The 25,287-nt window shown below is 61.0% G+C and carries 23 protein-coding genes; 11 read left to right on the top strand and 12 right to left on the bottom strand.

Going from position 1 to position 25,287, the window contains the following annotated elements; genetic code table 11:
• Positions 1-63 precede the first annotated feature (63 nt).
• The 6 genes from pepN to J2Y90_RS16320 are packed head-to-tail and all read right to left on the bottom strand — an operon-like array spanning position 64 to position 6,581.
• Complete coding sequence (pepN, locus tag J2Y90_RS16345; RefSeq protein WP_253500845.1) at positions 64-2,721, bottom strand: aminopeptidase N; 2,658 nt, start codon at positions 2,719-2,721, stop codon at positions 64-66.
• A gap of 10 nt (positions 2,722-2,731) precedes the next feature.
• Positions 2,732-3,562, bottom strand: coding sequence for a DUF2797 domain-containing protein (locus J2Y90_RS16340; protein WP_042609562.1), 831 nt, complete (start codon positions 3,560-3,562; stop codon positions 2,732-2,734).
• Positions 3,559-3,819: a YeaC family protein gene (locus J2Y90_RS16335; protein WP_042609561.1), complete on the bottom strand. Its 261-nt coding sequence runs from the start codon at positions 3,817-3,819 to the stop codon at positions 3,559-3,561. Before J2Y90_RS16335 ends, J2Y90_RS16340 begins: the two co-directional genes overlap by 4 nt.
• Before the next feature lie 34 nt (positions 3,820-3,853).
• The gene (locus J2Y90_RS16330) at positions 3,854-4,723 is read right to left on the bottom strand and encodes a rhomboid family intramembrane serine protease (protein WP_253500844.1); all 870 of its coding nucleotides are present in this window, start codon (positions 4,721-4,723) and stop codon (positions 3,854-3,856) included.
• Positions 4,720-5,691 carry a metallophosphoesterase gene (locus tag J2Y90_RS16325; RefSeq protein WP_253500843.1) on the bottom strand — a complete coding sequence of 324 codons (972 nt, stop codon included), beginning with the start codon at positions 5,689-5,691 and terminating at the stop codon, positions 4,720-4,722. The genes J2Y90_RS16330 and J2Y90_RS16325 overlap by 4 nt, the downstream gene beginning before the upstream one ends.
• Positions 5,691-6,581, bottom strand: coding sequence for an NAD(+) kinase (locus J2Y90_RS16320; RefSeq protein WP_041480619.1), 891 nt, complete (start codon positions 6,579-6,581; stop codon positions 5,691-5,693). The genes J2Y90_RS16325 and J2Y90_RS16320 overlap by 1 nt, the downstream gene beginning before the upstream one ends.
• Before the next feature lie 113 nt (positions 6,582-6,694).
• Between J2Y90_RS16320 and J2Y90_RS16315 the strand changes: the two genes are divergently transcribed.
• Positions 6,695-7,645, top strand: a complete 951-nt coding sequence (locus J2Y90_RS16315) for a DUF1853 family protein (RefSeq protein ID WP_253500842.1) — start codon at positions 6,695-6,697, stop codon at positions 7,643-7,645.
• Positions 7,646-7,760: 115 nt separating this feature from the next.
• Here J2Y90_RS16315 and J2Y90_RS16310 read toward each other — a convergent pair whose 3' ends face one another.
• Positions 7,761-9,044: an arsenic transporter gene (locus J2Y90_RS16310; RefSeq protein WP_253500841.1), complete on the bottom strand. Its 1,284-nt coding sequence runs from the start codon at positions 9,042-9,044 to the stop codon at positions 7,761-7,763.
• A gap of 184 nt (positions 9,045-9,228) precedes the next feature.
• A complete protein-coding gene (locus tag J2Y90_RS16305; RefSeq protein ID WP_253500840.1) occupies positions 9,229-9,786 on the bottom strand; it encodes an NADPH-dependent FMN reductase in 558 nt (185 codons plus the stop codon).
• A gap of 183 nt (positions 9,787-9,969) precedes the next feature.
• Here J2Y90_RS16305 and J2Y90_RS16300 point away from each other — a divergent pair, with 183 nt between their 5' ends.
• Both J2Y90_RS16300 and J2Y90_RS16295 read left to right on the top strand, forming a co-directional pair.
• On the top strand, positions 9,970-10,206 hold the full coding sequence (locus J2Y90_RS16300) for a hypothetical protein (RefSeq protein WP_123418551.1): 237 nt from the start codon (positions 9,970-9,972) through the stop codon (positions 10,204-10,206).
• Positions 10,207-10,291: 85 nt separating this feature from the next.
• On the top strand, positions 10,292-11,185 hold the full coding sequence (locus J2Y90_RS16295; protein WP_253500839.1) for a LysR family transcriptional regulator: 894 nt from the start codon (positions 10,292-10,294) through the stop codon (positions 11,183-11,185).
• Here J2Y90_RS16295 and J2Y90_RS16290 read toward each other — a convergent pair.
• The 4 genes from J2Y90_RS16290 to J2Y90_RS16275 form a co-directional block, all read right to left on the bottom strand.
• Complete coding sequence (locus J2Y90_RS16290) at positions 11,151-11,765, bottom strand: GNAT family N-acetyltransferase (RefSeq protein ID WP_253500838.1); 615 nt, start codon at positions 11,763-11,765, stop codon at positions 11,151-11,153. The genes J2Y90_RS16295 and J2Y90_RS16290 overlap by 35 nt on opposite strands.
• Before the next feature lie 308 nt (positions 11,766-12,073).
• Positions 12,074-12,832 carry a DNA polymerase III subunit epsilon gene (gene dnaQ / locus J2Y90_RS16285; RefSeq protein ID WP_133339872.1) on the bottom strand — a complete coding sequence of 253 codons (759 nt, stop codon included), beginning with the start codon at positions 12,830-12,832 and terminating at the stop codon, positions 12,074-12,076.
• A 217-nt stretch (positions 12,833-13,049) separates the two neighbouring features.
• Positions 13,050-13,520, bottom strand: coding sequence for a ribonuclease HI (gene rnhA, locus J2Y90_RS16280; RefSeq protein WP_064390484.1), 471 nt, complete (start codon positions 13,518-13,520; stop codon positions 13,050-13,052).
• A 90-nt stretch (positions 13,521-13,610) separates the two neighbouring features.
• Positions 13,611-14,369, bottom strand: a complete 759-nt coding sequence (locus J2Y90_RS16275) for a class I SAM-dependent methyltransferase (RefSeq protein ID WP_041480625.1) — start codon at positions 14,367-14,369, stop codon at positions 13,611-13,613.
• A gap of 66 nt (positions 14,370-14,435) precedes the next feature.
• Between J2Y90_RS16275 and gloB the strand changes: the two genes are divergently transcribed.
• From gloB to fabI, 8 genes are all read left to right on the top strand, one after another.
• On the top strand, positions 14,436-15,203 hold the full coding sequence (gloB, locus tag J2Y90_RS16270) for a hydroxyacylglutathione hydrolase (RefSeq protein WP_253500837.1): 768 nt from the start codon (positions 14,436-14,438) through the stop codon (positions 15,201-15,203).
• Between the two features lie 99 nt (positions 15,204-15,302).
• Positions 15,303-16,766, top strand: coding sequence for a transglycosylase SLT domain-containing protein (locus tag J2Y90_RS16265; protein ID WP_041480626.1), 1,464 nt, complete (start codon positions 15,303-15,305; stop codon positions 16,764-16,766).
• A 312-nt stretch (positions 16,767-17,078) separates the two neighbouring features.
• Positions 17,079-18,911, top strand: a complete 1,833-nt coding sequence (locus tag J2Y90_RS16260) for an extracellular solute-binding protein (protein ID WP_253500836.1) — start codon at positions 17,079-17,081, stop codon at positions 18,909-18,911.
• Complete coding sequence (locus tag J2Y90_RS16255; RefSeq protein ID WP_253500835.1) at positions 18,908-20,749, top strand: extracellular solute-binding protein; 1,842 nt, start codon at positions 18,908-18,910, stop codon at positions 20,747-20,749. Before J2Y90_RS16260 ends, J2Y90_RS16255 begins: the two co-directional genes overlap by 4 nt.
• 4 nt (positions 20,750-20,753) lie before the next feature.
• A complete protein-coding gene (locus tag J2Y90_RS16250; protein ID WP_016774154.1) occupies positions 20,754-21,827 on the top strand; it encodes a microcin C ABC transporter permease YejB in 1,074 nt (357 codons plus the stop codon).
• A 1-nt stretch (position 21,828) separates the two neighbouring features.
• Complete coding sequence (locus J2Y90_RS16245) at positions 21,829-22,848, top strand: ABC transporter permease (protein ID WP_122506905.1); 1,020 nt, start codon at positions 21,829-21,831, stop codon at positions 22,846-22,848.
• A 1-nt stretch (position 22,849) separates the two neighbouring features.
• Positions 22,850-24,460, top strand: a complete 1,611-nt coding sequence (locus tag J2Y90_RS16240; RefSeq protein WP_253500834.1) for an ABC transporter ATP-binding protein — start codon at positions 22,850-22,852, stop codon at positions 24,458-24,460.
• Between the two features lie 19 nt (positions 24,461-24,479).
• Positions 24,480-25,274 (top strand): enoyl-ACP reductase FabI, encoded by a 795-nt coding sequence (gene fabI / locus J2Y90_RS16235; RefSeq protein ID WP_003202751.1) that lies wholly within the window; start codon positions 24,480-24,482, stop codon positions 25,272-25,274.
• Positions 25,275-25,287 lie beyond the last annotated feature (13 nt).

Raw genomic sequence — 25,287 nt, 5'->3', positions numbered from 1 at the left:
AGAAAGGCATTCCCACGCAGAGCATGGGAACGATCAATGAAACGCCCCAACATTTAATCAGCGTTACGCCAGGCTTTTGCTTACCACTTCATACACGTCGCTGGACAACGCTCCGGACGCCAGAATCCGCTCCAGCTCAGCCTTCATCAGTGCCTGACGCGCGCTGTCGTATTTGCGCCAGCGGGTCAGCGGGGCGAGTTGGCGTGAGGCGATCTGTGGGTTGAAGCCGTTCAGCTCGATCACCAGATCGGCGAGGAAGCGATACCCGGAACCGTCCGCCGCGTGGAAGTTGATCAGGTTCTGCCCGGCAAACGCGCCGATCAGTGCACGCACCTTGTTCGGGTTCTTGATGTTGAACGCCGGGTGCTGCATCAACGCCTTCACTCGCTCCAGACCGCCCGGCAAGGTGCTGCCGGCCTGCACGCTGAACCACTGATCCATGACCAGCGGATTGTCCTTGAAGTGCTCGGCGAAGCTGGCCAAAGCCAGGGCCTTCTGCTCTTCGAACGGCGAGTTGACCAGCACCGCCAGCGCAGTCAGGCGCTCGGTCATGTTGTCGGCCGTCTCGAATTGCTCCAGCGCCGCCGCCAGCACTTCCGGCTTGCCGCTGAGCATCAGGTACGACAGGGCAATGTTCTGCAATGCGCGACGGGCGAAGTGCTCGGCCTCGGCCACGTACGGGGTCTTTTTCGACAGGTCGCGGTTGGCCTGATAACGCAGCCACAGCGCTTCGAACAAGCCTTCGGCAAGTTGCTTGCGGGCGAATTCGCGCGCGACATGAATCGCCTCGACGTCGGCCACTTCGCTGATCTCGGTGAGATACGCCTCACCCGGCAACGAGAGCATTTCGGCAACCATCGCCTGATCCAGCGACTCGTCGGAGAGCACCGTGCGCAGCGCCGACACCAGACGTGGGTCGAGCGTCAGGCCCTCGCCCTTCTGATGCTGAGCGATCAATTCCTGCAGCACTTGCACCGACAGTTGCTGACCGGCATCCCAGCGGTTGAAGCCATCGCTGTCGTGCTGCATCAGGAACATCAGTTGATCGCGGTTATACGGGAAGCTCAGTTTCACCGGCGCCGAGAAGCCGCGCAGCAGCGATGGCAGCGGCTGTTCGTTGATGTCGACGAAGGTGAAGGTCTGCTCGGCTTCGGTGACCGAGATCACCCGAGTGGTGCCCTGTGCCGAGGCTTCACCAGCCAGACGCAGGGCAATTTCGTTGCCCTGGCTATCAAGCAGCCCGAGCTCGACCGGAATTACGAACGGCAGTTTTTCTACCTTGTCCGGGGTCGGCGGGCAGCTCTGGCGGAAGGTCAGGCTGTAGGTTTTCGCCGCGGCGTCATAGGACTCGGTCACTGTCAGACGTGGGGTGCCGGCCTGGCTGTACCAGCGCTTGAACTGACTGAGGTCGACGCCATTGGCGTCTTCCATGGCCTTGACGAAATCGTCACAGGTCACGGCCTGACCATCGTGGCGTTCGAAATACAGATCGCTGCCCTTACGGAAGCCTTCGGCGCCCAGCAGGGTGTGGATCATGCCGACCACTTCCGAGCCCTTTTCGTACACGGTCAGGGTGTAGAAGTTGGAAATCTCGATGAAGCTGTCCGGGCGCACGGCGTGGGCCATGGGGCCGGCATCTTCGGCGAACTGGTGGGTGCGCAGATAGGCCACGTCCTGAATGCGCTTGACCGTCGCAGAGTTCATGTCCGAGGAGAAACCGGCGTCGCGGAACACCGTGAAGCCTTCCTTGAGCGACAGCTGGAACCAGTCGCGGCAGGTGACGCGGTTGCCCGACCAGTTGTGGAAATATTCATGGGCGACGATCGCTTCGACCCGCTGGTGCGCGGCGTCGGTGGCGGTTTCGGCGCGGGCCAGCACGGCGCTGGAGTTGAAGATGTTGAGGCCCTTGTTCTCCATCGCACCCATGTTGAAATCGTTGACCGCGACGATCATGAAGATGTCCAGATCGTACTCGCGACCGTAGACCTCTTCATCCCAGCGCATGGATTTCTTCAGGCTGTTCATCGCGTGCTGGCACTTGTCGATGTTTTCCGGCTCGACGTAAATGCGCAGCGCGACATTGCGCTGGCCCATGGTGGTGAAGGTGTCTTCGACGCACCACAGATCACCGGCGACCAGCGCAAACAGGTACGCCGGTTTCTTGAACGGATCTTCCCAGGTCGCCCAGTGCCGGCCGTCTTCGCCGGGGCCGGAAGCGATCGGGTTACCGTTGGAGAGCAGCACCGGGTAGCTGTGCTGTTCGGCCACGACGGTGGTGGTGAACTTGCTCATCACGTCCGGGCGGTCGAGGTAATAGGTGATCTTGCGGAAGCCTTCGGCCTCGCACTGAGTGCAGAACATGGTGCCGGACTTGTACAGGCCTTCCAGCGCGGTATTGGTTTCCGGGTGGATGCGCACGCTGGTGTCGAGGGTAAAAGTTTCACTGGTTGGCTGCAGGGTCAGGTGGCTGTCGGACACTTGATAGTCAGCGGCGCTCAACTCCTGGTCCGCCAGCGTCACCGAGAGCAGCTCCAGTTGCTGGCCATCGAGCACCAGCGGCGGCAGGCCTGCGCCGCGCTCCGGGTTGCGGCGCATCACCAGTTGCGCGTGAACCAGGCTGTGGTCCTCGAACAACTCGAAGGTCAGGTGCGTTTCGTCGATCAGGTACTCGGGCGCCTGATAGTCCTTGAGGTAAATCATCTTCGGTTGTTCGGTGCGCATGCTGGAATCCTTATTGATGCACGGCGAGCTGGTAAGCCGTGTATTTACGAATGTTGATCACGCCGGTGTCGAAGATCAGGTACTGGCCCTTGATCCCCAGCAGCGTGCCTTCGGCAATCGGGTTCTTGTCCAGGTTGAAGCTGACGATTTTCGCCGGGTATTGCTCGACGGGATAGCGGATTTCCAGCGGTTCGACATCGGCAATCGTCTGAATTGCCTGTAGGCCGAATCGCTCCTGCAAGCCTTGCAGACCTTCGGCGCAGCTTTCGAACAACTGATCGCGCACCTGCGCCAGATCCACCGCCGCCGCATCGCCCTTGAGCAGTGCGCGCCAGTTGGTCTTGTCCGCCACCTGGCTGCGGAACAGGTCTTCGACAAACCCCGATTGCTGGCGTGTCGACACGCGCATGATCGGCAGCGCCTGACTCGCGCCCTGATCGAGCCAGCGGGTCGGTAACTGCGTGGCACGGGTGATGCCAACCTTGATGCCTGACGAATTGGCCAGGTAAACCACATGGTCGGTCATGCAGAATTTCTCGCCCCACTCCGGATCGCGGCAGGTGCCGGCGTCGAAGTGGCAACGTTCCGGGCTCATGATGCACAGGTCGCATTGCGCCAGTTTGGTCATGCACGGGTAGCAATAACCCTGACTGAAACTGGTTTTGGTCCTGCGCCCGCAATGGCTGCAATGGATCGCCCCCAAAAACTCCAGACGCAGGGTGCTGCCGATCAACGGATTGACCGGCACCTCGACGTCATCCAGACGAAACGCGTACTGCACGTTCGGCCCGTCCAGGCGCGCCGACATTTTGCTGATTGCACCGCGGCCAATCTCGATCAATGGATGGCATCCGACTTGAACAGGATGTTCGGCACTTCGATCGACTTCGACGCACACTCTTGCGGGCCCATGTAACCGGTGCGCTGGTCTTCCGGCAGGTTCTGGATTTCCCAGGCAATCATCGCCTGCAACGACAGCTCGCGCTGTTCGGCAGTGAGTTTGTTGCCGTCGGACCATTTGCCGATTTCCACGGCCAGTTTCAGGCTCTCGTAGATGTCCGGGGTGATGTTGCTGATCATGTCGTTGAAAGAGGACATCAGGGTCTCCGTGCTCTTTGCTGAAACAAAAATGTTAGACGGCGAGTTTACGGCGGTTATACAAACCGCCCAACAAACCGGTGAAGCATCCGATGAGTAACCCGCTCAGGTGCGCGGCGTTGGCGATCTGACCGAAACCGATCAGCGAAATCAGCCCGGACATGCACACCACCAGCCACACCAGCATCATCACCAGCACGCCGCGCGGCAAACGATAGGCCGGGTTCGGCGCCAGCAACTGGAAGATCCAGCAATGCCCGAGCAAGCCGTAAAGCACGCCGGACAGCCCACCAAACAGGCTCGGGCCGCTCCAGACGAACTGCGCGTAGTTGGACACCAGACTGAACAAGAGCGTCAGGCCGATTAGGTTGATGCTGCCCTGACGCGATTCGATGCGCCGCCCCAGCTCCCAATACCACATGCCGTTCATGGCCAGATGGAGGATGCCGAAGTGGATCAGCATCGGCGTGATCAGCCGCCACCACTGCCCTGCCGCCAGACTGTCGGCCAGCGGCGTGAAGTGGATGTACTCGCCGATCACGCGGAAATCGAGGAAGGTCAGCCAGCGCAGCGTCTCGAGGTTTTCACCGAGGAAGGTCAGACCGCCGACGATCAGGCTCAGCAGCAGAACGAATCCGGTGGCCCTGGCGTGTTTCAGCTGTTCGGCAAAACCCGGCCTTTTGAAGGTCTGGCCCACGGGCATGTCCAGTTGCTGATCCGGGTCGCCGGCCGGAAAGCGCTCGTACAGCGAACGCACGTCCTCGCTGATTTCCTCCGGCGCCCACAGCACCTGCTCGCCCGCTTCTTCGCTGACCCGATGGGGCACTTGCATACGTTGCAGCAGCTTGACGAAGCCGCTCAAATCCACCGCCAACGGCAGGCGCAATACCGCTACCGCGCTCATTGCAGCACCTCCGGCCGCTCGACATCGACCCAGACGAATTTTTGCGGATCCAGGCGCGTTTCCTGATCCAGACGATAGGCCACCAGTTTGCCGTAGAGCACGGCGCTGTAATCCAGGCACGCGAGGTTCGGGCGGATCGGCGCCGGTTTGCCGCTGCGCCAGTAGTGGCCAACGAACAGCAACGGTTCGTCGACGCCATAGCGCAGCAGTGAGTTTTTTTCGGTTGAAGTCAGCGGCGTCTGCGCGACAGGTTCCGGCAACGCATCGGGCTGAAAGACGATATCGCCGTAGGTTTTCGGGTCGTCTTCCCAGAATTTGGTGCGGAAGAACGAACGCACCAGACCATCGCCGCTGGTCATGGTCAGGCCGCCCGGCAGGCGCATGTCGGTGCCACGCAGCAAGCGGTCGAACACGGTGCAGGCGAAGCTGCCGGGAACGGCTGAAGCCTGGAGGAAATGCTCATCGACGCGGCCGTTGGGGAACAACGCCCGCAGCGGCTCGATCAATCCGGCATCCCAGCAGGCGTGGACGACGCGGAAGCGTCCGGCATCGACGAACAGCGGCAGCTCGTAGAACCACTGCTGGAAGTCATGCCAGTCGCCCGGATGGTTTTCGAATTGCGTCAGCGTTTCCTGCAGCAGGCGCGCATGGCGCTTGGTGTGTTCGCGCACGAACTGCTTGCCGCTGCCCGGTGGCGCCGGGGTCACCCAGCCGAGGGCGTTGAATTCATGGTTGCCCATGATGCACAGCGCCTGCCCCGCCTCGACCATGTCGTGGACGATGTGCAGCGCCTCGCGAATCCGCGGGCCGCGGTCGATAATGTCGCCGACGAACACCGCCATGCGCGAAGGATGGCGCCAGACCCCGCCCTGCTTGTGATAACCGAGACGGTCCAGCAAGTGTTCGAGGGTCAGAGCGCATCCGTGCACGTCACCGATCAGGTCGTAACTGCGCGCGGGATCGAGCATCAGTCGCCTCCGCCCCCCAGCTTGCTGCCCCAGCCAAGCTTGGTCCGGCACACCTCGTAGTAGTTGTGATCGAGCGGATGAATCAGGCGCAGTTTCTGCGCTTTCTTGCTCACGGTGATGGTGTCGCCCGGTGCACAGGTGAAGTGGTTCTGGCCGTCGCAGGAGACCTGCGGGTAGATCTGCATATCTTTGGACACGACGATTTTCAGCTCACTGTTGCCATCGACCACGATTGGCCGTCCCGACAAGGTATGGGGGTACATCGGCACAATCACAATAGCGTCGAGCTTGGGATGCATGATCGGCCCACCGGCGGACAATGCGTAGGCAGTGGACCCGGTGGGCGTGGCGACGATCAGGCCGTCGGCCTTCTGGCTGCAGACGAACTGGCCGTCGATGTACAGCTCGAATTCGATCATCCGCGTCGATTTGCCCGGGTGCAGCACCACATCGTTGAGCGCATCGCCCTGGCCGATGGCCTCGCCATGGCGACGCACTTCGGCTTGCAGCAGGAAGCGGTTTTCCACCAGATAGTGGCCGTCGAGCACTTCGGCGACCTTGATTTCCAGCTCGTCCGGGCGAATATCGGTGAGGAAGCCAAGGCTGCCACGGTTGATGCCCAGCACCGGAATATTGTGTCTGGCCAGCGCCCGCGCGGCGCCGAGCAGGCTGCCGTCACCGCCGACGACGATGACCATGTCGCAGACTTCGCCGAGCATCTTGCGCGACGAGGTTTGCAGGCCGTGGCCGGGCAGGACTTCAGCGATGGTGTCTTCGAGGATCACATGCAGGTGACGGTCGAGCAGAAAGCGTTTCAGTCGGCGGACGGTATCCAGCACCTGGGAGCTGCCCAGGCGACCGATGATGCCGATATTACGAAATTGCTCCATGGGACCTCTGCGGACAATCGAAAACGCGAAAACCCGATTATGGGCGAAAGCGCCAGATAGACAAAATCCTTTCAGCCTCAAGGGTGGGCTCGGTTTAAGGCTATGCTCGCAAGATGATCCTGTTTCCCGATTTGCTTCAACTGCCCCATCAATTACGCCATCCCGAAGTGCGGGACCTGGCGTGGGTGATCCTCGCGCCGCCGATGCTCGCCGACACGCCGTGGCCGCAGCGTCATCCGCTGGCCGGCAGCGACTGGGTGCACGACCCACAGCGTCTCGAACACTGGCTGCGTCAGCTCGACCGCGACAGTTACGGCCTGCTGCAATGGCTGTCCCAGGCGCGCACCCGGCGTCTGGGCCTGTATTACGAACGCCTGTGGCAGTTCGCCGTGGAGCACGCACCGGGCATCGACCTGATCGCCGCCAACCTGCCGATCCGCCGCGCCGGGCACACCCTCGGCGAACTCGACATGCTGCTGCGTGACCGCGACGGCGTGCACCATCTGGAACTGGCGATCAAGCTCTACCTCGGCCCGCAGGCTGGCGACGGCCGCGATCCCGCGCAGTGGCTGGGGCCGGGGTGCCATGATCGGCTGGATCGCAAACTGGCGCATCTGGCCGAGCATCAGTTACCGATCTCGGCGCGTCCGGAAAGCCGCGAAGTACTCGCGGCGCTGGACATCGAAACCTTCAGCGCGCAGCTGTGGCTGGGCGGTTATCTGCTGTATCCGTGGCCCGGGCAGGCTGACCCACCGAACGGCGCCCATCCGCAACATCTGCGCGGCAGCTGGCTGCATCAGAGGGACTGGCCGGCGTTCGTCGCGCAACGTCCGCCGGGACGCTGGCAACCCCTGCCCCGCCACGCCTGGCTCGCCCCAGCGCATTACCCGGCGGATCAGGTCTGGGCGGATGAGCATTTGCGTTTGTGGCTGGAGGATCTGCCAGCGCTGGCCCCGGCGCAGCTGATGGTGCGCCTGACCGAGAATGCCCAGGGCGAATGGGAAGAGGCGGAGCGGTTGTTTCTGGTGGCAGATCTTTGGCCGAATGTCCCTGGCCAAGCCTGAGATTTTTGGTGCCTGACCGAATTCGCGAGCAGGCTCGCTCCCACAGGGACCGCATTCCAGATTTGAAATGCATTCTCTGTGGGAGCGAGCCTGCTCGCGAAAAGGACAACTCGGTCTATATGGATAACCGCACCGCCAGCGCCGCCAACGTCACCAGCAACACCGGCACGGTCAACACAATCCCGACGCGGAAGTAATAACCCCAGCCAATATGGATGCCCTTGCGCTCCAGCACGTGCAGCCACAACAAGGTCGCCAGACTGCCGATCGGGGTGATCTTCGGCCCCAGATCACTGCCAATCACGTTGGCGTAGATCATCGCCTCCTTGATCACCCCGCTGGCCTGACTCGCGTCGATCGACAGCAATCCGATCAGAACCGTCGGCAAATTATTCATGATCGACGACAGCAGCGCCGTCAAAACCCCGGTGCCCATGGCCGCACCCCACACGCCGTGCCCGGCGAATACGTCCAGCCACCCGGCGAGGTAACTGGTGAGCCCGGCGTTGCGCAGGCCGTACACCACCAGGTACATGCCCAGCGAGAAAATCACGATCTGCCACGGCGCTTCTTTCATCACTTTGCGCGTGGAGATCTTGTGGCCGCGCGCGGCGATACCCAGCAGCAGCGCGGCGCACACCGCCGAAATTGCGCTGATCGGAATGCCCAGCGGTTCGAGGGCGAAGCAGCCGATCAACAGGATCACCAGCACCGCCCAACCGGCTTGGAACGTCGCCTTGTCGTGGATCGCAGTGCTCGGGTTTTCCAGTTGTTCAGGGTCGTAAGACGCAGGAATGTCGCGGCGAAAGAACCACAGCAACATGCCCAACGTCGCCGCAACGCTGACGAAGTTGACCGGCACCATCACCGCGGCATAGCGGTTGAAGCCGATGTGGAAGAAGTCTGCGGAAACGATGTTGACCAGGTTCGACACCACCAGCGGCAGGCTCGCCGTATCGGCGATAAACCCGGCGCCCATAACGAAGGCCAGCGTTGCCGCCGGGGAAAAGCGCAGCGCCAGCAGCATCGAAATCACGATCGGCGTAAGAATCAGCGCCGCGCCGTCATTGGCGAACAGCGCCGACACCAGCGCGCCGAGCAGCACCATGAAGGCAAACAGCTTGCGCCCACTGCCCCGCCCCCAACGCGCCACATGCAGCGCTGCCCAATTGAAGAAGCCAGCCTCGTCGAGCAACAGGCTGATGATGATCAGCGCAACGAAGGTGCCGGTGGCGTTCCAGATGATCTGCCAGACCAGCGGAATATCCGTGAGATGAACGACGCCGAAGATCAAAGCCAGCACGGCGCCCAGCGTCGCACTCCAGCCGACGCCGAGGCCTTTGGGTTGCCAGATGACGAGGGTAATGGTCAGCAGGAAAATCAGTGACGCAGCGAGCATTCGCAGGAGCCTTCAAAGAGATGATGTGGAACGATGACAAATGCCAAGGTGAATAAATACCCCTGTGGGAGCGAGCTTGCTCGCGAAAGCGCTGGTCCAGTCAGCAATTTTGCACCGGCTGACGACGCCTTCGCGAGCAAGCTCGCTCCCACAGGTTCTGTAAGCAGCCAAAATCTCGGTGAGATTATTTTTTGTGTTGCTCTACGAACTGGCCGTAAGCATCAATGAATTTCTGCAGGAATGGCTTCACCGATTCGCTCAGCTTGCCCGCTTCATCAAACGCATTGCCCGCGCCTCCCAGATACGCTTCCGGCTGTTGCAGGCAATGGATATCGAGGAAAACAAAGGTCTGGCGCAGGTGCTGGTTGGCGCCGAAACCGCCGATGGCGCCTGGCGATACGCTGATCACCGCGCCGGGTTTGCCGCTCCACGCGCTCCGGCCATAAGGGCGGGAGCCGACGTCGATGGCGTTCTTCAACGGTGCCGGAATCGAGCGGTTGTACTCGGGGGTGACAAACAGCACCGCGTCGGATGACGCCACTTTCTGACGGAAAGTGCTGTAGGCTGCGGGCGGAGAATCGCCGTCGATGTCCTCGTTGTACAGCGGCAGTTCACCGATTTCGACAATCTCGAGCTTGAGATTGGCCGGTGCCAGTTCGGCAAGGGCCAGTGCGACTTTGCGATTGATCGATGCTTTGCGCAGGCTACCGACCACTACAGCGACGTTGTAGACATTGCTCATGGAAGACTCTCGATGGTCTGTGGGAAGAGTCGCTAGTTATAGATGATCCAGTGACGCTTTCACCAGTGATCATTGGTTTTTCCTGCGCGAGGAATATTTTTTTCCTGTAAGAAAACTTACCGAGCTTGGTGACGGTCTACAAAGCCGCAAATCAAGCGTTTTATCTCCAGAGGTTCTAAGCAGATGGCAGCAGTACTCGTCGGTCAGTTTCATGCAAGAGACGCGGAAGGCCGTGTTTATTCCGTGCATGAATTCCAGGAATCGAACCCGTCTGCAGACGGATCCACTGGCTCGGAGCCCGTTACCACCTACAAACTGGCCATTGGCGATCGGGTCAATAAGCTCGATGACAACGAGTTCGTGCTGGTTCAGTCGGGCGTAACCCTTACCCGTGAACCCGAGACCAGCGTCGCGTCATAACTGATCGTTATGAGCAGAAGTCATGCGTGCAGACTTGGGGTAGGATTCAGCGCCTGACCCCATTTGCTGAACATGGACTTCACGCATGCGTTTACGCCACATCGAAGTGATTCAGGCGCTCTTGCAGACCGGTCACCTGGGCACCGCCGCCGAATGGCTGCAATTGCCGGTGACCGAGGTCGAAGAGCGTTTGCGCGAAGCCGAAGGCCAGTTGGGGTTCATGCTGTTTGCCAGCGTTCGCGGGCGCCTGCAATCGACCCCCGAAGCGCGCGCCTTGCAGGTGGAAATCGCGCACGTCTATGCAGCGCTGGAGCCGGTGCAGCGTCTGGCCAGCAGCCTCAAGCAATACCTCGCCCCGCCCCTGCGCATCATCGGCACCCCGCCGCTGGCTCAACAGCTGTTACCGCAAAGCCTGGCAGCCCTGCGCCGACGTTTGCCGGATGCACCTTGCAGCCTGCTCAGCGCGCCGACCCGGGACATCGTCCGCAGCCTGTTACTGCGCGAGAGCGATCTGGGCCTGAGCCTGCACGACCCCGAACACCCCGATATCGACTGCCAACCGCTCGCCCAGGGCAAACTGCAATTGCTCGCTCCGCACGGCTGGCTGCAGCCGAAACAGAAATATATTTCTCTGGCAGACCTGGCCGGTCAGGCCATGGTCGGTCTCGAAGGGCAGGATCCGCTGAGCCCGGCATTGGAAAACAAACTGCAGGCCTTGCGCCCGGCACCGAGCATTCAGACCCGCGTGCAGACCCATCAGATGATGCGCAGCATGGTCGAGGCCGGCGAAGGCCTGGCCATCGTCGATCCGTTCACCGCTTTGGGTGCTCGCGCCGGCGGGCTGGACGTCTGCCCGCTGTCACCGGCGGTGCCGGTCAGCCTCTACGCGCTGACCTTCAAACACGCAGCGCCAGCACCGGCAACTCAGACCCTGCTGGCGATCATCACGGAACAAGCCGAGGCGATGCTGTCGATCTGAGTGGGTTTTCCAGCGGATTATCGAACAGCCGATACCAGAACAATGCGACTTCGGCGGTATGCGGATCGATGCCGCGATAGCGCAACTGGTCGATACCGCCAATCACGTAACCGCAGCGTTCATACAGACGGCAGGCGCCAAGGTTGTTGTTCTGGGTTTCGAGCATGATGCCCGGCAGCTTTTTCTTGCGACTCCAGAACTGCGCTACATCGAGCAGCGCCTTGGCCACCCCGTGGCGCCGGGCCGGGGCGTGCACCGCCAGTTCATCGATGTGGGCGAAGCCGTTCCAGTTGGTGCTGATCACCAGGTGGCCGACCGGTTCGTCGTCCAGGTAGGCCATGAAAATTGCGCTGTCGGGCGCGTTGTGAAAGGCGCTGAACTCCTCCGGATCGATGCCGTAGCACTTGCGATAGGGCACGATCGGCGTCACCGGCCATTGCTCGACCGGTTTGCCGATCACGGCGGCGCCATAGGCGGCGACCTCGAAACTGAAGTCACTGCCCCAGATATACGGCGCAAAACCTTCGTCGGCTACACGCACCGACAACCCTGGGTATTTCGGATTCATGACCGGTCGCATACTGGGAAAAGCCCTCATTCCTTGACGCAGCCGACGTAGTCGACCTTGATGTCGCGATGGAAGATCGCCAGCGCAAATTTCAAATCTTCGTACATGAGACTCAGTGTCCTGAGGCGGCAGATCTGCACCCGCCAATGCACTCAGGGTAGAGGGTTGCAGCGGATGTGGCGAGGGTGGCAACTTGGCTTCATGTCGCCAAAAGCAAAAAACCGCCGCCTTCCTCGTCCCTTACTGTGGAATGCAATCCCCGTAGGAGCTGCCGAAGGCTGCGATCTTCTGATCTTCTGATCTTCTGATTTTTCGATCTTTCAGGCCTGCGCATCAGCCTCGGCAATCTGCGTCCACAACGCCGGCGCTCCCGCCGATTTGGCGATGATTTCCAGCCGCACCAGATGCGCAGCCAGCTCTTCTTCGGTGGCGCGGATGATGCGCGCGGGTTGACGATCAACCGGCAGGCGGCGGATTTCCGTAGCCGAATTGTCCGCGCCCTCGCCCGTGCCATTGCCGTCAGACGCATTGCCGGCCAGCGACAGGCTGGTCTGGCCGCCGGTCATGGTCAGGTAGACGTCGGCGAGAATCTCCGAGTCGAGCAAGGCGCCGTGCAGTTCACGGCCGGAGTTGTCGACGCCATAACGTTTGCACAACGCGTCGAGGCTGTTGCGCTGCCCCGGGTGACGTTCCCGGGCCATCATCAGGGTGTCGAGGATTGTGCAATGCTGGGTGATGTCGGCGCGATCGTGCTGGCCCATCAACGCGAATTCATTGTTGATGAAGCCAACGTCGAACGCCGCGTTGTGGATGATCAGCTGCGCGCCTTTGATGAATTCAAAGAACTCGTCGGCAACTTCGGCAAAGCGCGGCTTGCCGACGAGGAATTCGTTGGTGATGCCGTGCACACCGATCGCACCTTCGTCGCTTTCGCGATCCGGTTGCAGATAAACGTGAAAGTGCCGGCCAGTCAGGCGCCGACCGATCAGTTCGACGCAACCGATTTCAATGATCCGGTGACCATCGGTCACCGGCATGCCGGTGGTTTCGGTATCGAGTACAACGGATCTGGTGGCCATCAGTGCTCAGCTCTCAATGGGTCGATCTTGCAAAAAAACGCGGATGTTAACACGCTGGGGATGAAGCCTGTAGGAGCTGCCGAAGGCTGCGATCTTTTGATTTTTTTTACAGCAAGATCAAAAGATCGCAGCGTCCCGCAGCTCCTACAGGGAAATGCATTCCAATTGTAGGAGTGAGCCTGCTCGCGATTGGGGCACCACGGTGCAACGGAGGGAATCAGGTCTGCTTGTAACCGCGCACTTCGTCAACGCCACGATTGGCCAACTGGTCCGCCCGCTCGTTACCGTGATGACCAATATGCCCACGCACCCATTTCCAGGTGACTTTGTGGCGGTTGACCTGTTCGTCCAGTTCTTTCCACAGATCGGCGTTCTTCACCGGTTCTTTCGCGGCAGTTTTCCAGCCGCGCTTCTTCCAGTTGGCCATCCACTCGTTGATGCCTTTCATCACATACTGCGAGTCAGTCACCAGCAGCACTTCGCAGGGACGCTTGAGTGCTTCGAGGCCGCGGATCGCGCCGAGCAGTTCCATGCGGTTGTTGGTGGTGTTGGCCTCGCCGCCCCATAGTTCCTTTTCGACGCCCTTGCACACCAGCAGAGCACCCCAGCCACCGGGGCCGGGGTTGCCCTTGCAGGCGCCGTCGGTGAACAGTTCTACGGTGTCGACGCTTTCCACGCTTTCGCTCATGCCAGTCTTTCCAGAAAAATGCCTGTCCTGCCAATCACGGATCGACAATGACCGCGGCCGGGACAAGCCCGGCCACAAATAAAAGAAGATTTACGGTTCGATGCGGCGGCGGTTGACCTTGGCCATCGGCAGCGGAATCAGCTTGCCCATCGGCTCGCGGCGCTCCTGGCGCAATGGCCTGAGCCCCACCACGATCTTGCGCGCCACCAGCAAATAGAAGCCGCCGCCGGACAACTGCCAGTCCCCGGCCTTGCGTTCCCAGCCGGCCAGGCGGTTCTGCCACTTGGGCGACGCGAGCGGCGGACGATAGCACCCGAAGCGGCGTTTCTCCAGCGCGAAGCCCAGCAGATTGAGCCAGTCGGCAACCCGCGACGGTGATATGCAGCGCGCCTTGCGCAGGGCATCGTTGGCGAAGAAATGCCGCAGGCCCCACGTGCTCCAGGGGTTGATGCCGATGATCAGCAGATGCCCGCCCGGACGCACGCTGCTGGCCGCTTCACGCAGCAAACCGTGGGGCGACAGGCAGAAATCCAGGCCATGCTGCATCACCACCACGTCGGCGGCATGCTCGCTCAATGGCCAGGCCTGTTCTTCGCAAACGATCTCGACCCCGGGCAACGGCGCGCCGAGACGTACGTTGCGCTGCACTTGCGGCGCCGCCGGCGGGGTTTCGGCGGACGGGCCGTAATGCACCAGATAACCGCCGAAGAAGCGGCCGAGCTCGTCATCGAGCATGCGCCGTTCTTCATCCAGCAGAAATTGCCCGAGCGGCCCCGACAGCCATTCGCGGGCAGCGCTGATCAATGCCAGCCAGTCGGGATCGGCCTGAGCGAACGCTTTATCGGTCATGTCATTCTCCAACGCGCCAGGAACTACTAAGATGCGCCAATGTTTTCTGCTTGGCGAATTCCGACGATGATACAGATCAGTGCCCTGCCCGCGTTCACCGACAACTACATCTGGTTGTTACAGGATCATCAGACCCAGCGCTGTGCGGTGGTCGATCCGGGCGACGCCGCCCCGGTGCAGGCGTGGCTCGATGCGCACCCGGGCTGGGTGCTCAGCGATATTCTGATCACCCACCATCACCACGACCACGTCGGCGGTGTCGAGCGCCTGAAAGCGGCGACCGGCGCCAAAGTCTACGGCCCGGCCAGCGAAAGCATCCCGGCGCGCGACGTAGCGCTCAAGGACAATGACAGCGTCAGCGTGCTTGGCTGGGACTTCGACGTCTATGCAGTGCCCGGTCACACTTTGGGGCACATCGCCTATTACCACCATGGCCTGTTGTTCTGCGGCGACACGCTGTTCGCCGCCGGTTGCGGCCGACTGTTCGAAGGCACGCCCGAGCAGATGTATCACTCGCTCAGCCGTCTCGCGGGCCTACCGGAAGATACGCTGGTCTATTGCACCCATGAATACACCTTGAGCAATCTCAAGTTTGCCGCCGCCGTCGAGCCAGGCAATCCGCACACTGCCGCTCGTCTGGAAAAGGTCATTCAGCAACGGCAGAACGGCGTAATGACGCTGCCGTCGACGCTGGCGCTGGAAAAGCTCACCAATCCGTTTTTACGCACTTCTGAAACATTGGTTACACAAAAAGTGGACGAACGGGAAGGCGCTCAAAACCGGGCGCCGAGTGAGGTGTTTGCGGCGTTGCGAGCGTGGAAAGACACGTTCTGAGCAAGCGGCTGGCGGGCACGGAAATTCTCAATGGTTGACCGCGGGGGGTGCGCTTTCTAGAATCGCCCGACATTTTTGCCCGGAACTTACTTCCAGCCAATGTCGTCATCCATACGTAAGTCCGTCAATTCAGATGCTTTGACCCGCCTGGCGCAAGCCATCGCGGTGGCTGTGTCCGCCACGCTGGCGGGTTGCTCCAGCCACGCTCCGCAGACTGAAGCGACGCACACGCCGAACATTGCTGCGCGAGCCAAGCAGAAGCCGATCTGGCTGACCGAGAAGCCCACCCCCGTGGCGCCCCAGGACATCTGGGAACGCATGCGCCAGGGCTTCCAGTTGCAGGAAGGCCTTGGCGTCAATCCGCGCATCGAGCAGCAACGCCTGTGGTTCGCCAGCAACCCCTCTTTCCTCGAGAATGCCGGCGAACGCGGCAGCCTCTACATTCATTACATCGTCGAACGCCTCGAAGAACGCAACATGCCGCTGGAACTGGCCCTGCTGCCAGTGATCGAGAGCGCCTACAACCCCATGGCCTATTCCCGTGCCGATGCCGTGGGCCTGTGGCAATTCATTCCGTCCACCGGGCGTTACTTCAATCTGCGCCAGACGCGTTTCTACGATGGCCGTCGCGACATTACCGCTTCAACCACAGCGGCGATGGACTACCTGACTCGTCTGCATGACATGTTCAACGGTGACTGGCTGCTGGCTCTGGCGGCCTACAACGCCGGTGAAGGCACCGTGAGCCGGGCGATCGAGCGCAACGAAAAGCTCGGCCTGCCTACGGACTACTGGAACCTGCCGCTGCCGGCGGAAACCCAGGCGTATGTGCCGAAACTGCTGGCACTGTCGCAAGTGGTACTGGCGCCGGAAGCCTACGGCGTCAACCTCAACCCGATCGCCAACGAACCGTACTTCCAGGTTGTCGAAATCAACCAGCGCATGGACCTGTCCAAGGTCGCTGCGGTGGCCAACATCGACGAAGACGAACTGTTCCAGCTCAACCCGGCCTTCAAACAGCGCACCACCATCGACGGTCCGCAGCATTTGCTGGTGCCGACGTCCAAGGCACAACTGCTGACCGCCAGTCTGCAGACCATGCGTCCGGACGAGCTGATAAGCCCGCGCTCGCTGAAACCGGTATTCGAAGGTGCCGATCCGTCTGAAGTCGCGCAGCTCAAACGCGCTTATCGGGTCAAGCGGGGCGACAACCTCGGCTCCATCGCCAAGGCCAACAAGGTCGAAGTGAAGGATCTGCAGCGCTGGAACAAGCTGACCGGCAAGAATCTCAAGGTTGGCCAGACCCTGGTCATGCAGGACAACACCAAGCGTGCTCCGGCGCGCAAGTCCGGTCGGGTCAACACCGTGGTCGCGGCGAATACCAAGACCAAAGGCAAGGACGAGAGCAAGCAGCAGACCCAGTACAAGGTCAAGCGCGGCGACACCCTGTACGTGGTGGCGAAGCGCTTCAACGTCGAGATGCAACATCTCAAGCGCTGGAATCCGGGTGCTGGCAAGGCGTTGAAGCCGGGGCAGATGCTCACGGTTTATCAGCCGCACTGACAGAAGAGCCCCTGAGATTTCGGGGGCTTTTTTTGGATGAAGTTTTTGTGGTGTGCTTTAGAACCATCCCCCTCACCCCAGCCCTCTCCCCCAAGGGGGCGAGGGGGAAAGGGAGCCGATCTCCAGGCTTTTCAAAATCTGAGTTCGACTCGGTATCGCACGTCGGTGCAATTCGCCCAGACACCACGATCAGTCCCCTCTCCCTCCGGGAGAGGGTTAGGGTGAGGGGCTCTTTAACCCGCATCTTTTTCCTGTCCAGACAAGCTGTTACTGTACGGCCCACAAAGCCCAAGCCGCTGGATCGGATCTGACTTGAAGCGTGCCCTCCTCCTGCTCCTGATCAGCCTGGCCTTGAGCTCACCCGCAAGCGCGACGATTACCGAAAGTCATGGTTATGCGCAGTTCGGCACGCTCAAGTACCCGGCCAGATTTACCCACTTCGACTGGGTCAACCCGCAAGCGCCCAAGGGCGGCACGTTGCGGGTGATGGCGTTCGGCACCTTCGATACGGTCAATCCGTACACCTTCAAGGGCACCAGCCCGGTCACCACAGCGAACTTCCTGCAGTACGGCATCAACGAGCTGAACGAGCCGCTGATGGTCGGCACCGGGCAGTATTCGCCGTCCGGCGACGAGCCGGCGTCGAGCTACGGTTTGATCGCACAATCGGTGGAGTACGGCGAAGATCGCAGCTGGGTGGTGTTCAATCTGCGCCCCGAGGCGCGCTTCCATGACGGCTCCCCCATCACCGCCTACGACGTCGCGTTCTCCTATCGAACGCTGCTCAAGGACGGCCATCCGCTGTATCGCACCGCGCTGCAGGAAGTGCTGCGGGTCGACATTCTCCACAAGCAGCGCATTCGTTTCGTGTTCAAGCGCTCGGGCAATCCATTGCTCATCCTGCGCCTGGGCGAGTTACCGGTGCTGCCGCAGCATTACTGGAAGGATCGCGATTTCAAGGCCACCACCTTTGAGCCGCCACTGGGCAGCGGGCCGTACCGCATCACCTCAGTCACGCCGGGGCGGCAGTTGATCTTCGAACGGGTCAAGGATTACTGGGGCAAGGACCTGCCGGTCAATCGCGGCAAGTACAATTTCGATCGCATGGAAGTCGAGTTCTACCGCGACAGCGATGTGGCGTTCGAAGCGTTCAAGGCCGGTGAGTTCGACATCTACATCGAGCATCAGGCGAAGAACTGGGTCAACGGCTACAACTTCCCTGCCGTGCGTCGTGGCGAGGTGATCAAGGCGCAGATCCCGCATCGGATCCCGACCCAGACCCAAGGCCTGTTCATGAACACCCGCCGCGCGACCTTCGCCGACGTCAAGACCCGCGAAGCGCTGGGGCTGATGTTCGACTTCGAGTGGACCAACCGCGCGCTGTTCAGCGATGCCTACAAACGCGCCACCAGCTACTACCCCAACAGCGAATTCACTGCGTCCGGCCTGCCGGTCGGCCATGAATGGCTGATGCTCAAGCCTTACAAGGAGCAGCTGCCAGCCCGACTGTTCACCGAGCCGTTTACCCTGCCGAAAACCGACGGCCGAGGCATTCCCCGGGAAACCATGCGCAAGGCGCTGGCCCTGCTCGCCGAAGCCGGCTGGAAACTCAACGGTCAGCGTCTGCAAAACGCTGATGGCCAACCGCTGCGCTTCGAACTGCTGCTGGTCAATCCGAGCCTGGAGCGTCTCTACCAGCCGTATATCGAGAACCTCAACAGCATCGGCATCGACGCGCGCCTGCGTACCGTTGATCGTGCGCAATACAAACAGCGCCTCGATCAATTTGATTTCGACATGATTTCGATGACCCTCGGCCAGACCTTGAGCCCCGGTCTTGAGCAGTGGCAGTACTTTCACTCCAGCCAGGTGACCGTCAAGGGCAGCAAGAATTACGCGGGCATCGCCAATCCGGTGGTCGATCACCTGCTCGAACAACTGCTCGCCGCGCGCACCCGCGACGAGCAGGTCGCCGCCGGCAAGGCGCTCGACCGCGTGCTGCTCTGGCAGCACTACAGCATTCCCAACTGGTACCTCAATTATCACCGTCTGGCCTACCGCAACCGGTTGGCCTTTGTCACCACGCCGCCCTACACCCTAGGCCTGAGCGCGTGGTGGCTGAAGTCTTCGGAGAAAGATCGATGAACCCTGTTCGCATCCTGCTCGTGCAGGCCAGCGGCTTGCTGTTCGCCGGGCTGGCCTTTGCTGCCCCGCAACACGCCGTGACCCTGTACAACGAGCCGCCGAAATACCCGGCCGACTTCAAGCACTTCGATTACGTGAACCCCGATGCGCCCAAGGGCGGCGTGTTCCGTCAGGCCGGTTTCGGCGGCTTCGACAGCCTCAACCCGTTCATCAACAAAGGCGTGCCCGCCGATGACATCGGCCAGATCTACGACACCCTGACCAAACACAGCCTCGACGAGCCGTTCACCGAATACGGCCTGATCGCCAGCAAGATCGAGAAAGCCGACGACAACAGCTGGGTGCGCTTCTACCTGCGCCCGGAAGCACGTTTCCATGACGGCCACCCGGTGCGCGCCGAAGACGTGGTGTTCAGCTTCGAGACGCTGACCAAGGAAGGCTCGCCGATGTTTCGCGGCTACTACAACGACGTCGCCGAAGCCATCGTCGAAGACCCGTTGAAAGTGCTGTTCAAGTTCAAGCACAGCAACAACCGCGAGCTGCCGCTGATCCTCGGCCAGTTGCCGGTCCTGCCGAAACACTGGTGGGCCAGTCGCGATTTCAACAAGGGCAATCTGGAAATTCCGCTGGGCAGCGGCCCGTACAAGGTCACCGAAGTGAAGGCTGGCCGTTCGGTACGTTACGAACGGGTCAAGGATTACTGGGGCAAGGACTTGCCGGTCAACCGTGGTTTCTACAACTTCGACACGATGACCACCGACTACTACCGCGACAACACCGTCGCCCTCGAAGCGCTGAAGGCCGGGCAGTTCGATTACTGGCTGGAGATGACCGCGAAGAACTGGGCCAGCGCCTATAACGTTCCGGCGGTCACCGAGGGCCGTTTGATCAAGGAACTGATCCCCAACAGCAACCCGACCGGCATGCAGGGTTTCGTCTTCAACCTGCGCCGTCCGCTGTTCCAGGATGTCCGCGTGCGCCAGGCGCTTGGGCTGTTGTTCGATTTCGAATGGACCAACAAGCAATTGTTCAATGGCGCTTACGTGCGCACCCGCAGTTACTTCGAGAACTCGGAAATGGCCGCCACCGGCCTGCCGGACGCCGATCAGCGGACAATCCTTGAGCCATTCCGCAGCAAACTGCCGGCCCAGGTGTTCAGCGAAGCCTTCGAAAACCCGAAGACCGACGCCAGCGGCATGATCCGCACCCAGCAGCGCGAGGCGTATCAACTGTTGCAAGAGGCCGGCTGGAAAATCGTCGATGACAAAATGGTCGACGCCGCCGGCAAACCGGTGGTGATCGAATTCCTCCTCGCCCAGACCGAATTCGAACGGGTGCTGCTGCCGTTCAAGCGCAACCTCAGCGACCTCGGCATCGATCTGGTGATCCGCCGCGTCGACGTCTCGCAGTACATCAACCGCGTGCGTTCGCGGGACTTCGACATGATGGTCGGCAGCTTTCCGCAATCCAACTCGCCGGGCAACGAGCAGCGCGAATACTGGATGAGCGCCGCCGCCGACAAACCGAGCAGCCGCAACAGCATGGGCCTCAAAGACCCGACCGTTGACCAACTGGTGGAAAGCCTGATCAACGCCGACTCGCGCAAAAGTCTGGTGGCCCACGCCCGCGCGCTGGATCGCGTACTGCAATGGGGCTACTACGTGGTGCCCAACTGGCATATCAAGAGCTGGCGCGTGGCCTACTGGAACCACATCGGTCACCCGAAAACCTCGCCCAAGTACGACATCGGCATCAACACCTGGTGGGTCAAGCCTGACGCCAAGCCTGCCGTAGAAGTCGAAACCCAACTGCAAGCCGACCCTGCGGGCACGGAGTAATCAGATGCTGGCGTATATCTTTCGGCGACTGCTGCTGATCATCCCGACCCTGTTCGGCATTCTGCTGATCAACTTCGTGATCATCCAGGCCGCACCCGGCGGGCCGGTCGAGCAGATGATCGCCAAGCTCGAAGGTTTCGAAGGCGCCACCAGCCGGATTGCCGGCGGCGGTGCCGAGGTCGCGGTGGCCGGTTCGTCCTACCGTGGTGCGCAGGGGCTGGACCCGGCGCTGATCAAGGAAATCGAGCACATGTACGGGTTCGACAAATCGGCCCCGGAACGCCTGTGGATCATGGTCAAGAACTACGCGCAGCTGGATTTCGGCGACAGTTTCTTCCGCGACGCCAAGGTCATCGACCTGATCAAGGAAAAGATGCCGGTGTCGATCTCGCTGGGGCTGTGGAGCACGCTGATCATGTATCTGGTGTCGATCCCGCTGGGCATCGCCAAGGCCACGCGACACGGCAGCCACTTCGACGTCTGGACCAGTTCGGCGATCATCGTCGGCTATGCGATTCCGGCGTTTCTGTTCGCGATCCTGCTGATCGTGGTGTTTGCCGGCGGCAGTTATCTCGACTGGTTCCCCCTGCGCGGCCTGACCTCGAACAACTTCGATGAGCTGAGCCTGGGCGGCAAGATCCTCGATTACTTCTGGCACCTGGCATTGCCGGTTACCGCGCTGGTGATCGGCAACTTCGCGACCATGACCCTGCTGACCAAAAACAGCTTCCTCGATGAAATCAACAAACAGTACGTGGTCACCGCCAAGGCCAAAGGCCTGACCCGCCATCGAGTGCTCTACGGCCACGTGTTCCGCAACGCCATGCTGTTGGTGATTGCTGGTTTTCCTTCGGCGTTCATCGGTATTTTCTTCACCGGCTCGTTGCTGGTGGAAGTGATTTTCTCCCTCGACGGCCTCGGTCTGATGAGTTTCGAAGCGGCGATCAACCGCGATTACCCGGTGGTGTTCGGCACGCTGTTCATCTTCACCCTGCTCGGGCTGGTGGTGAAACTGATTGGCGACCTCACCTACACCTTTGTCGATCCGCGCATCGACTTTGCCAGCCGGGAGCATTGAGATGAACCTGTCCCCTCTCAACCGCCGGCGCTTCGAACTGTTCAAGGCCAACAAGCGTGGCTGGTGGTCGCTGTGGCTGTTTCTGATCCTGTTCGGCCTGAGTCTGGGTGCCGAGCTGATCGCCAACGACAAACCGCTGGTCGTGCATTACGACGACAACTGGTATTTCCCGGCGATCAAGCGCTACCCGGAAACTGCCTTCGGCGGCGAATTCCCGCTGGAAGCCAACTACAAGAGCCCGTACATCCGCGAACTGCTCAAGGCCAAGGACGCGTGGATTCTGTGGGCGCCGATTCCGTACAGCTACCAGAGCATCAACTACGACCTGAAAGTCCCGGCCCCGGCGCCGCCCTCGGCGGACAACCTGCTGGGCACCGACGATCAGGGCCGCGACGTGTTGGCCCGGGTGATCTACGGTTTCCGCATTTCCGTGCTGTTTGCCCTGACGTTGACCGTATTGAGTTCGATCATCGGCGTGATTGCCGGGGCGCTACAGGGTTTCTACGGCGGCTGGGTCGATCTGGCCGGGCAGCGTTTTCTGGAAATCTGGTCGGGCCTGCCGGTGCTGTACCTGCTGATCATCCTCGCCAGTTTCGTCCAGCCGAATTTCTGGTGGCTGCTGGGGATCATGCTGCTGTTCTCGTGGATGAGTCTGGTCGACGTGGTGCGCGCCGAGTTCCTGCGCGGGCGCAACCTCGAATACGTACGCGCCGCGCGGGCGCTGGGCATGCAGAACGGCGCGATCATGTTCCGCCACATCCTGCCCAACGCCATGGTCTCGACCATGACCTTCATGCCGTTCATCCTCACCGGCGCCATCGGCACCCTCACCGCGCTGGACTTCCTCGGTTTCGGCTTGCCGGCGGGCAGCCCGTCGCTGGGAGAACTGGTCGCCCAGGGCAAATCCAACCTGCAGGCGCCGTGGCTGGGGATGAGCGCGTTTGCCGTGCTGGCCCTGATGTTGAGTTTGCTGGTGTTTATCGGCGAGTCCGCTCGCGATGCCTTCGACCCGAGGAAGTGAAATGAATCAGGACAATCTGATCGAAGTGCGCGACCTCGCCGTCGAATTCGGTTTCGGCGAGCGGGTGCATCGTGTGGTCGAGGGCGTGAGCTTCGACATCAAGCGCGGCGAAACCCTGGCGCTGGTCGGCGAATCGGGCTCGGGCAAATCGGTGACGGCGCATTCGATCCTGCGCCTGTTGCCCTACCCCATGGCGCGGCATCCGGCCGGCAGCATCAATTATGCCGGGCAGAATCTGCTGGGCCTGAGCGAAAAAACCATTCGTCACATTCGTGGCAACCGCATTGCGATGATTTTTCAGGAACCGATGACCTCGCTGAATCCGCTGCACTCGATCGAGAAGCAGATCAACGAAATTCTCGGCATCCACAAGGGCTTGAGCGGCAAAGTCGCGACCAGGCGGACTTTGGAGCTGCTGGAAATGGTCGGCATACCCGAGCCGCACAAGCGCCTCAAGGCCCTGCCCCATGAATTGTCCGGCGGCCAGCGGCAGCGGGTGATGATCGCCATGGCCTTGGCCAATGAGCCGGAATTGCTGATTGCCGACGAACCGACCACCGCGCTGGACGTGACCGTTCAGCTGAAAATCCTCGATTTGCTCAAGGAGCTTCAGGCTCGATTGGGCATGTCGCTGCTACTGATCAGTCACGATTTGAACCTGGTGCGAAGAATTGCGCATCGCGTATGTGTCATGCAGCGCGGTTGCATCGTCGAACAGGCATCGTGCGCAGAGCTGTTCCGTTCGCCGCAGCATCCGTACACTCGGGAACTGCTCGGCGCGGAGCCCAGCGGCGGCCCGGCGAGCAATGAAATCGGTGCGCCGCTGCTCGAAGTCGAGGACCTGAAAGTCTGGTTCCCGATCAAAAAAGGCCTGCTCAAGCGCACGGTGGATTACGTCAAGGCAGTGGACGGCATCAATTTCAGCCTGCCTCAGGGCCAGACCCTGGGGATCGTTGGCGAAAGCGGTTCCGGCAAATCCACCCTCGGTCTGGCAATTTTGCGCCTGATCGGCAGCCAGGGCGCGATCCGCTTTGAAGGCAAGCAGCTAGACTGCCTGACGCAAAGCGAGGTTCGTCCGCTGCGGCGGGAGATGCAGGTGGTGTTTCAGGACCCGTTTGGCAGCCTGAGCCCACGCATGTGCGTCAATGACATCGTTGGCGAAGGCCTGCGGATACACAAGATGGGCACCGCCGCCGAACAGGAAGCGGCGATCATCGCGGCATTGAAGGAGGTAGGTCTGGATCCGGAAACCCGGCACCGCTACCCCCACGAATTTTCCGGTGGGCAGCGGCAGCGAATCGCCATTGCCCGGGCCCTGGTGCTGAAACCGGCGCTGATCCTGCTGGACGAGCCGACATCGGCGCTCGACCGGACGGTGCAGCGGCAAGTAGTGGAGCTGTTGCGTTCACTGCAAGCCAAGTACAACCTGACGTATTTGTTCATCAGCCATGACCTGGCTGTCGTCAAAGCGCTGAGCCACCAGCTGATGGTGGTCAAGCATGGCCAAGTGGTCGAACAGGGAGACGCGCAAAGTATCTTTGCCGCCCCCCAACATCCGTATACACAGCAGTTGCTGGAAGCCGCTTTTCTGGCACCAGCCACTGCGCAATAACCTGAAAGAGGAGCAACACATGGGTTTTCTCGCCGGTAAGCGCGTACTGATCGTCGGTGTCGCCAGCAAGCTGTCCATCGCATCCGGCATCGCTGCCGCCATGCATCGCGAGGGCGCTGAGCTTGCCTTCACTTATCAGAACGACAAACTCAAGGGTCGCGTCGAAGAGTTCGCACAAGGCTGGGGTTCGAGCCCTGAGCTGTGCTTCCCGTGCGACGTGGCCAGCGATGAAGAAATCGCCAAGGTCTTCGAAGAACTGAGCAAAAAGTGGGACGGCCTGGACTGCATCGTGCACTCCGTAGGGTTCGCGCCGGGCGACCAACTGGACGGCGACTTCACCGAAGCCACCACCCGTGAAGGTTTCCGCATCGCTCACGACATCAGCGCCTACAGCTTCGTGGCCCTGGCCAAGGCCGGTCGTGAAATGATGAAAGGCCGCAACGGCAGCCTGCTGACCCTGTCGTACCTGGGCGCCGAGCGCACCATGCCGAACTACAACGTGATGGGCATGGCCAAGGCTTCGCTGGAAGCCGGCGTCCGTTACCTGGCCGGTTCCCTCGGCCCGGACGGCACCCGCGTCAACTGCGTGTCGGCTGGTCCGATCCGCACCCTGGCCGCTTCCGGCATCAAGAACTTCCGCAAGATGCTGGCCGCCAACGAAGCGCAGACGCCGCTGCGCCGCAACGTCACCATCGAAGAAGTCGGCAACGCCGGCGCCTTCCTGTGCTCCGACCTGGCGTCGGGCATCAGCGGTGAAATCATGTACGTCGACGGCGGCTTCAACACCACCGCCATGGGCAACATCGAAGAGTGATCTTCGGTTAGCC

The sequence above is a fragment of the Pseudomonas koreensis genome (genome assembly GCF_024169245.1).
Classification (GTDB): Bacteria; Pseudomonadota; Gammaproteobacteria; order Pseudomonadales; family Pseudomonadaceae; genus Aquipseudomonas; species Aquipseudomonas koreensis_F.
Note: the sequence above shows the minus strand (reverse complement) of the source record. Positions and strands in the feature narration are given on the sequence as shown.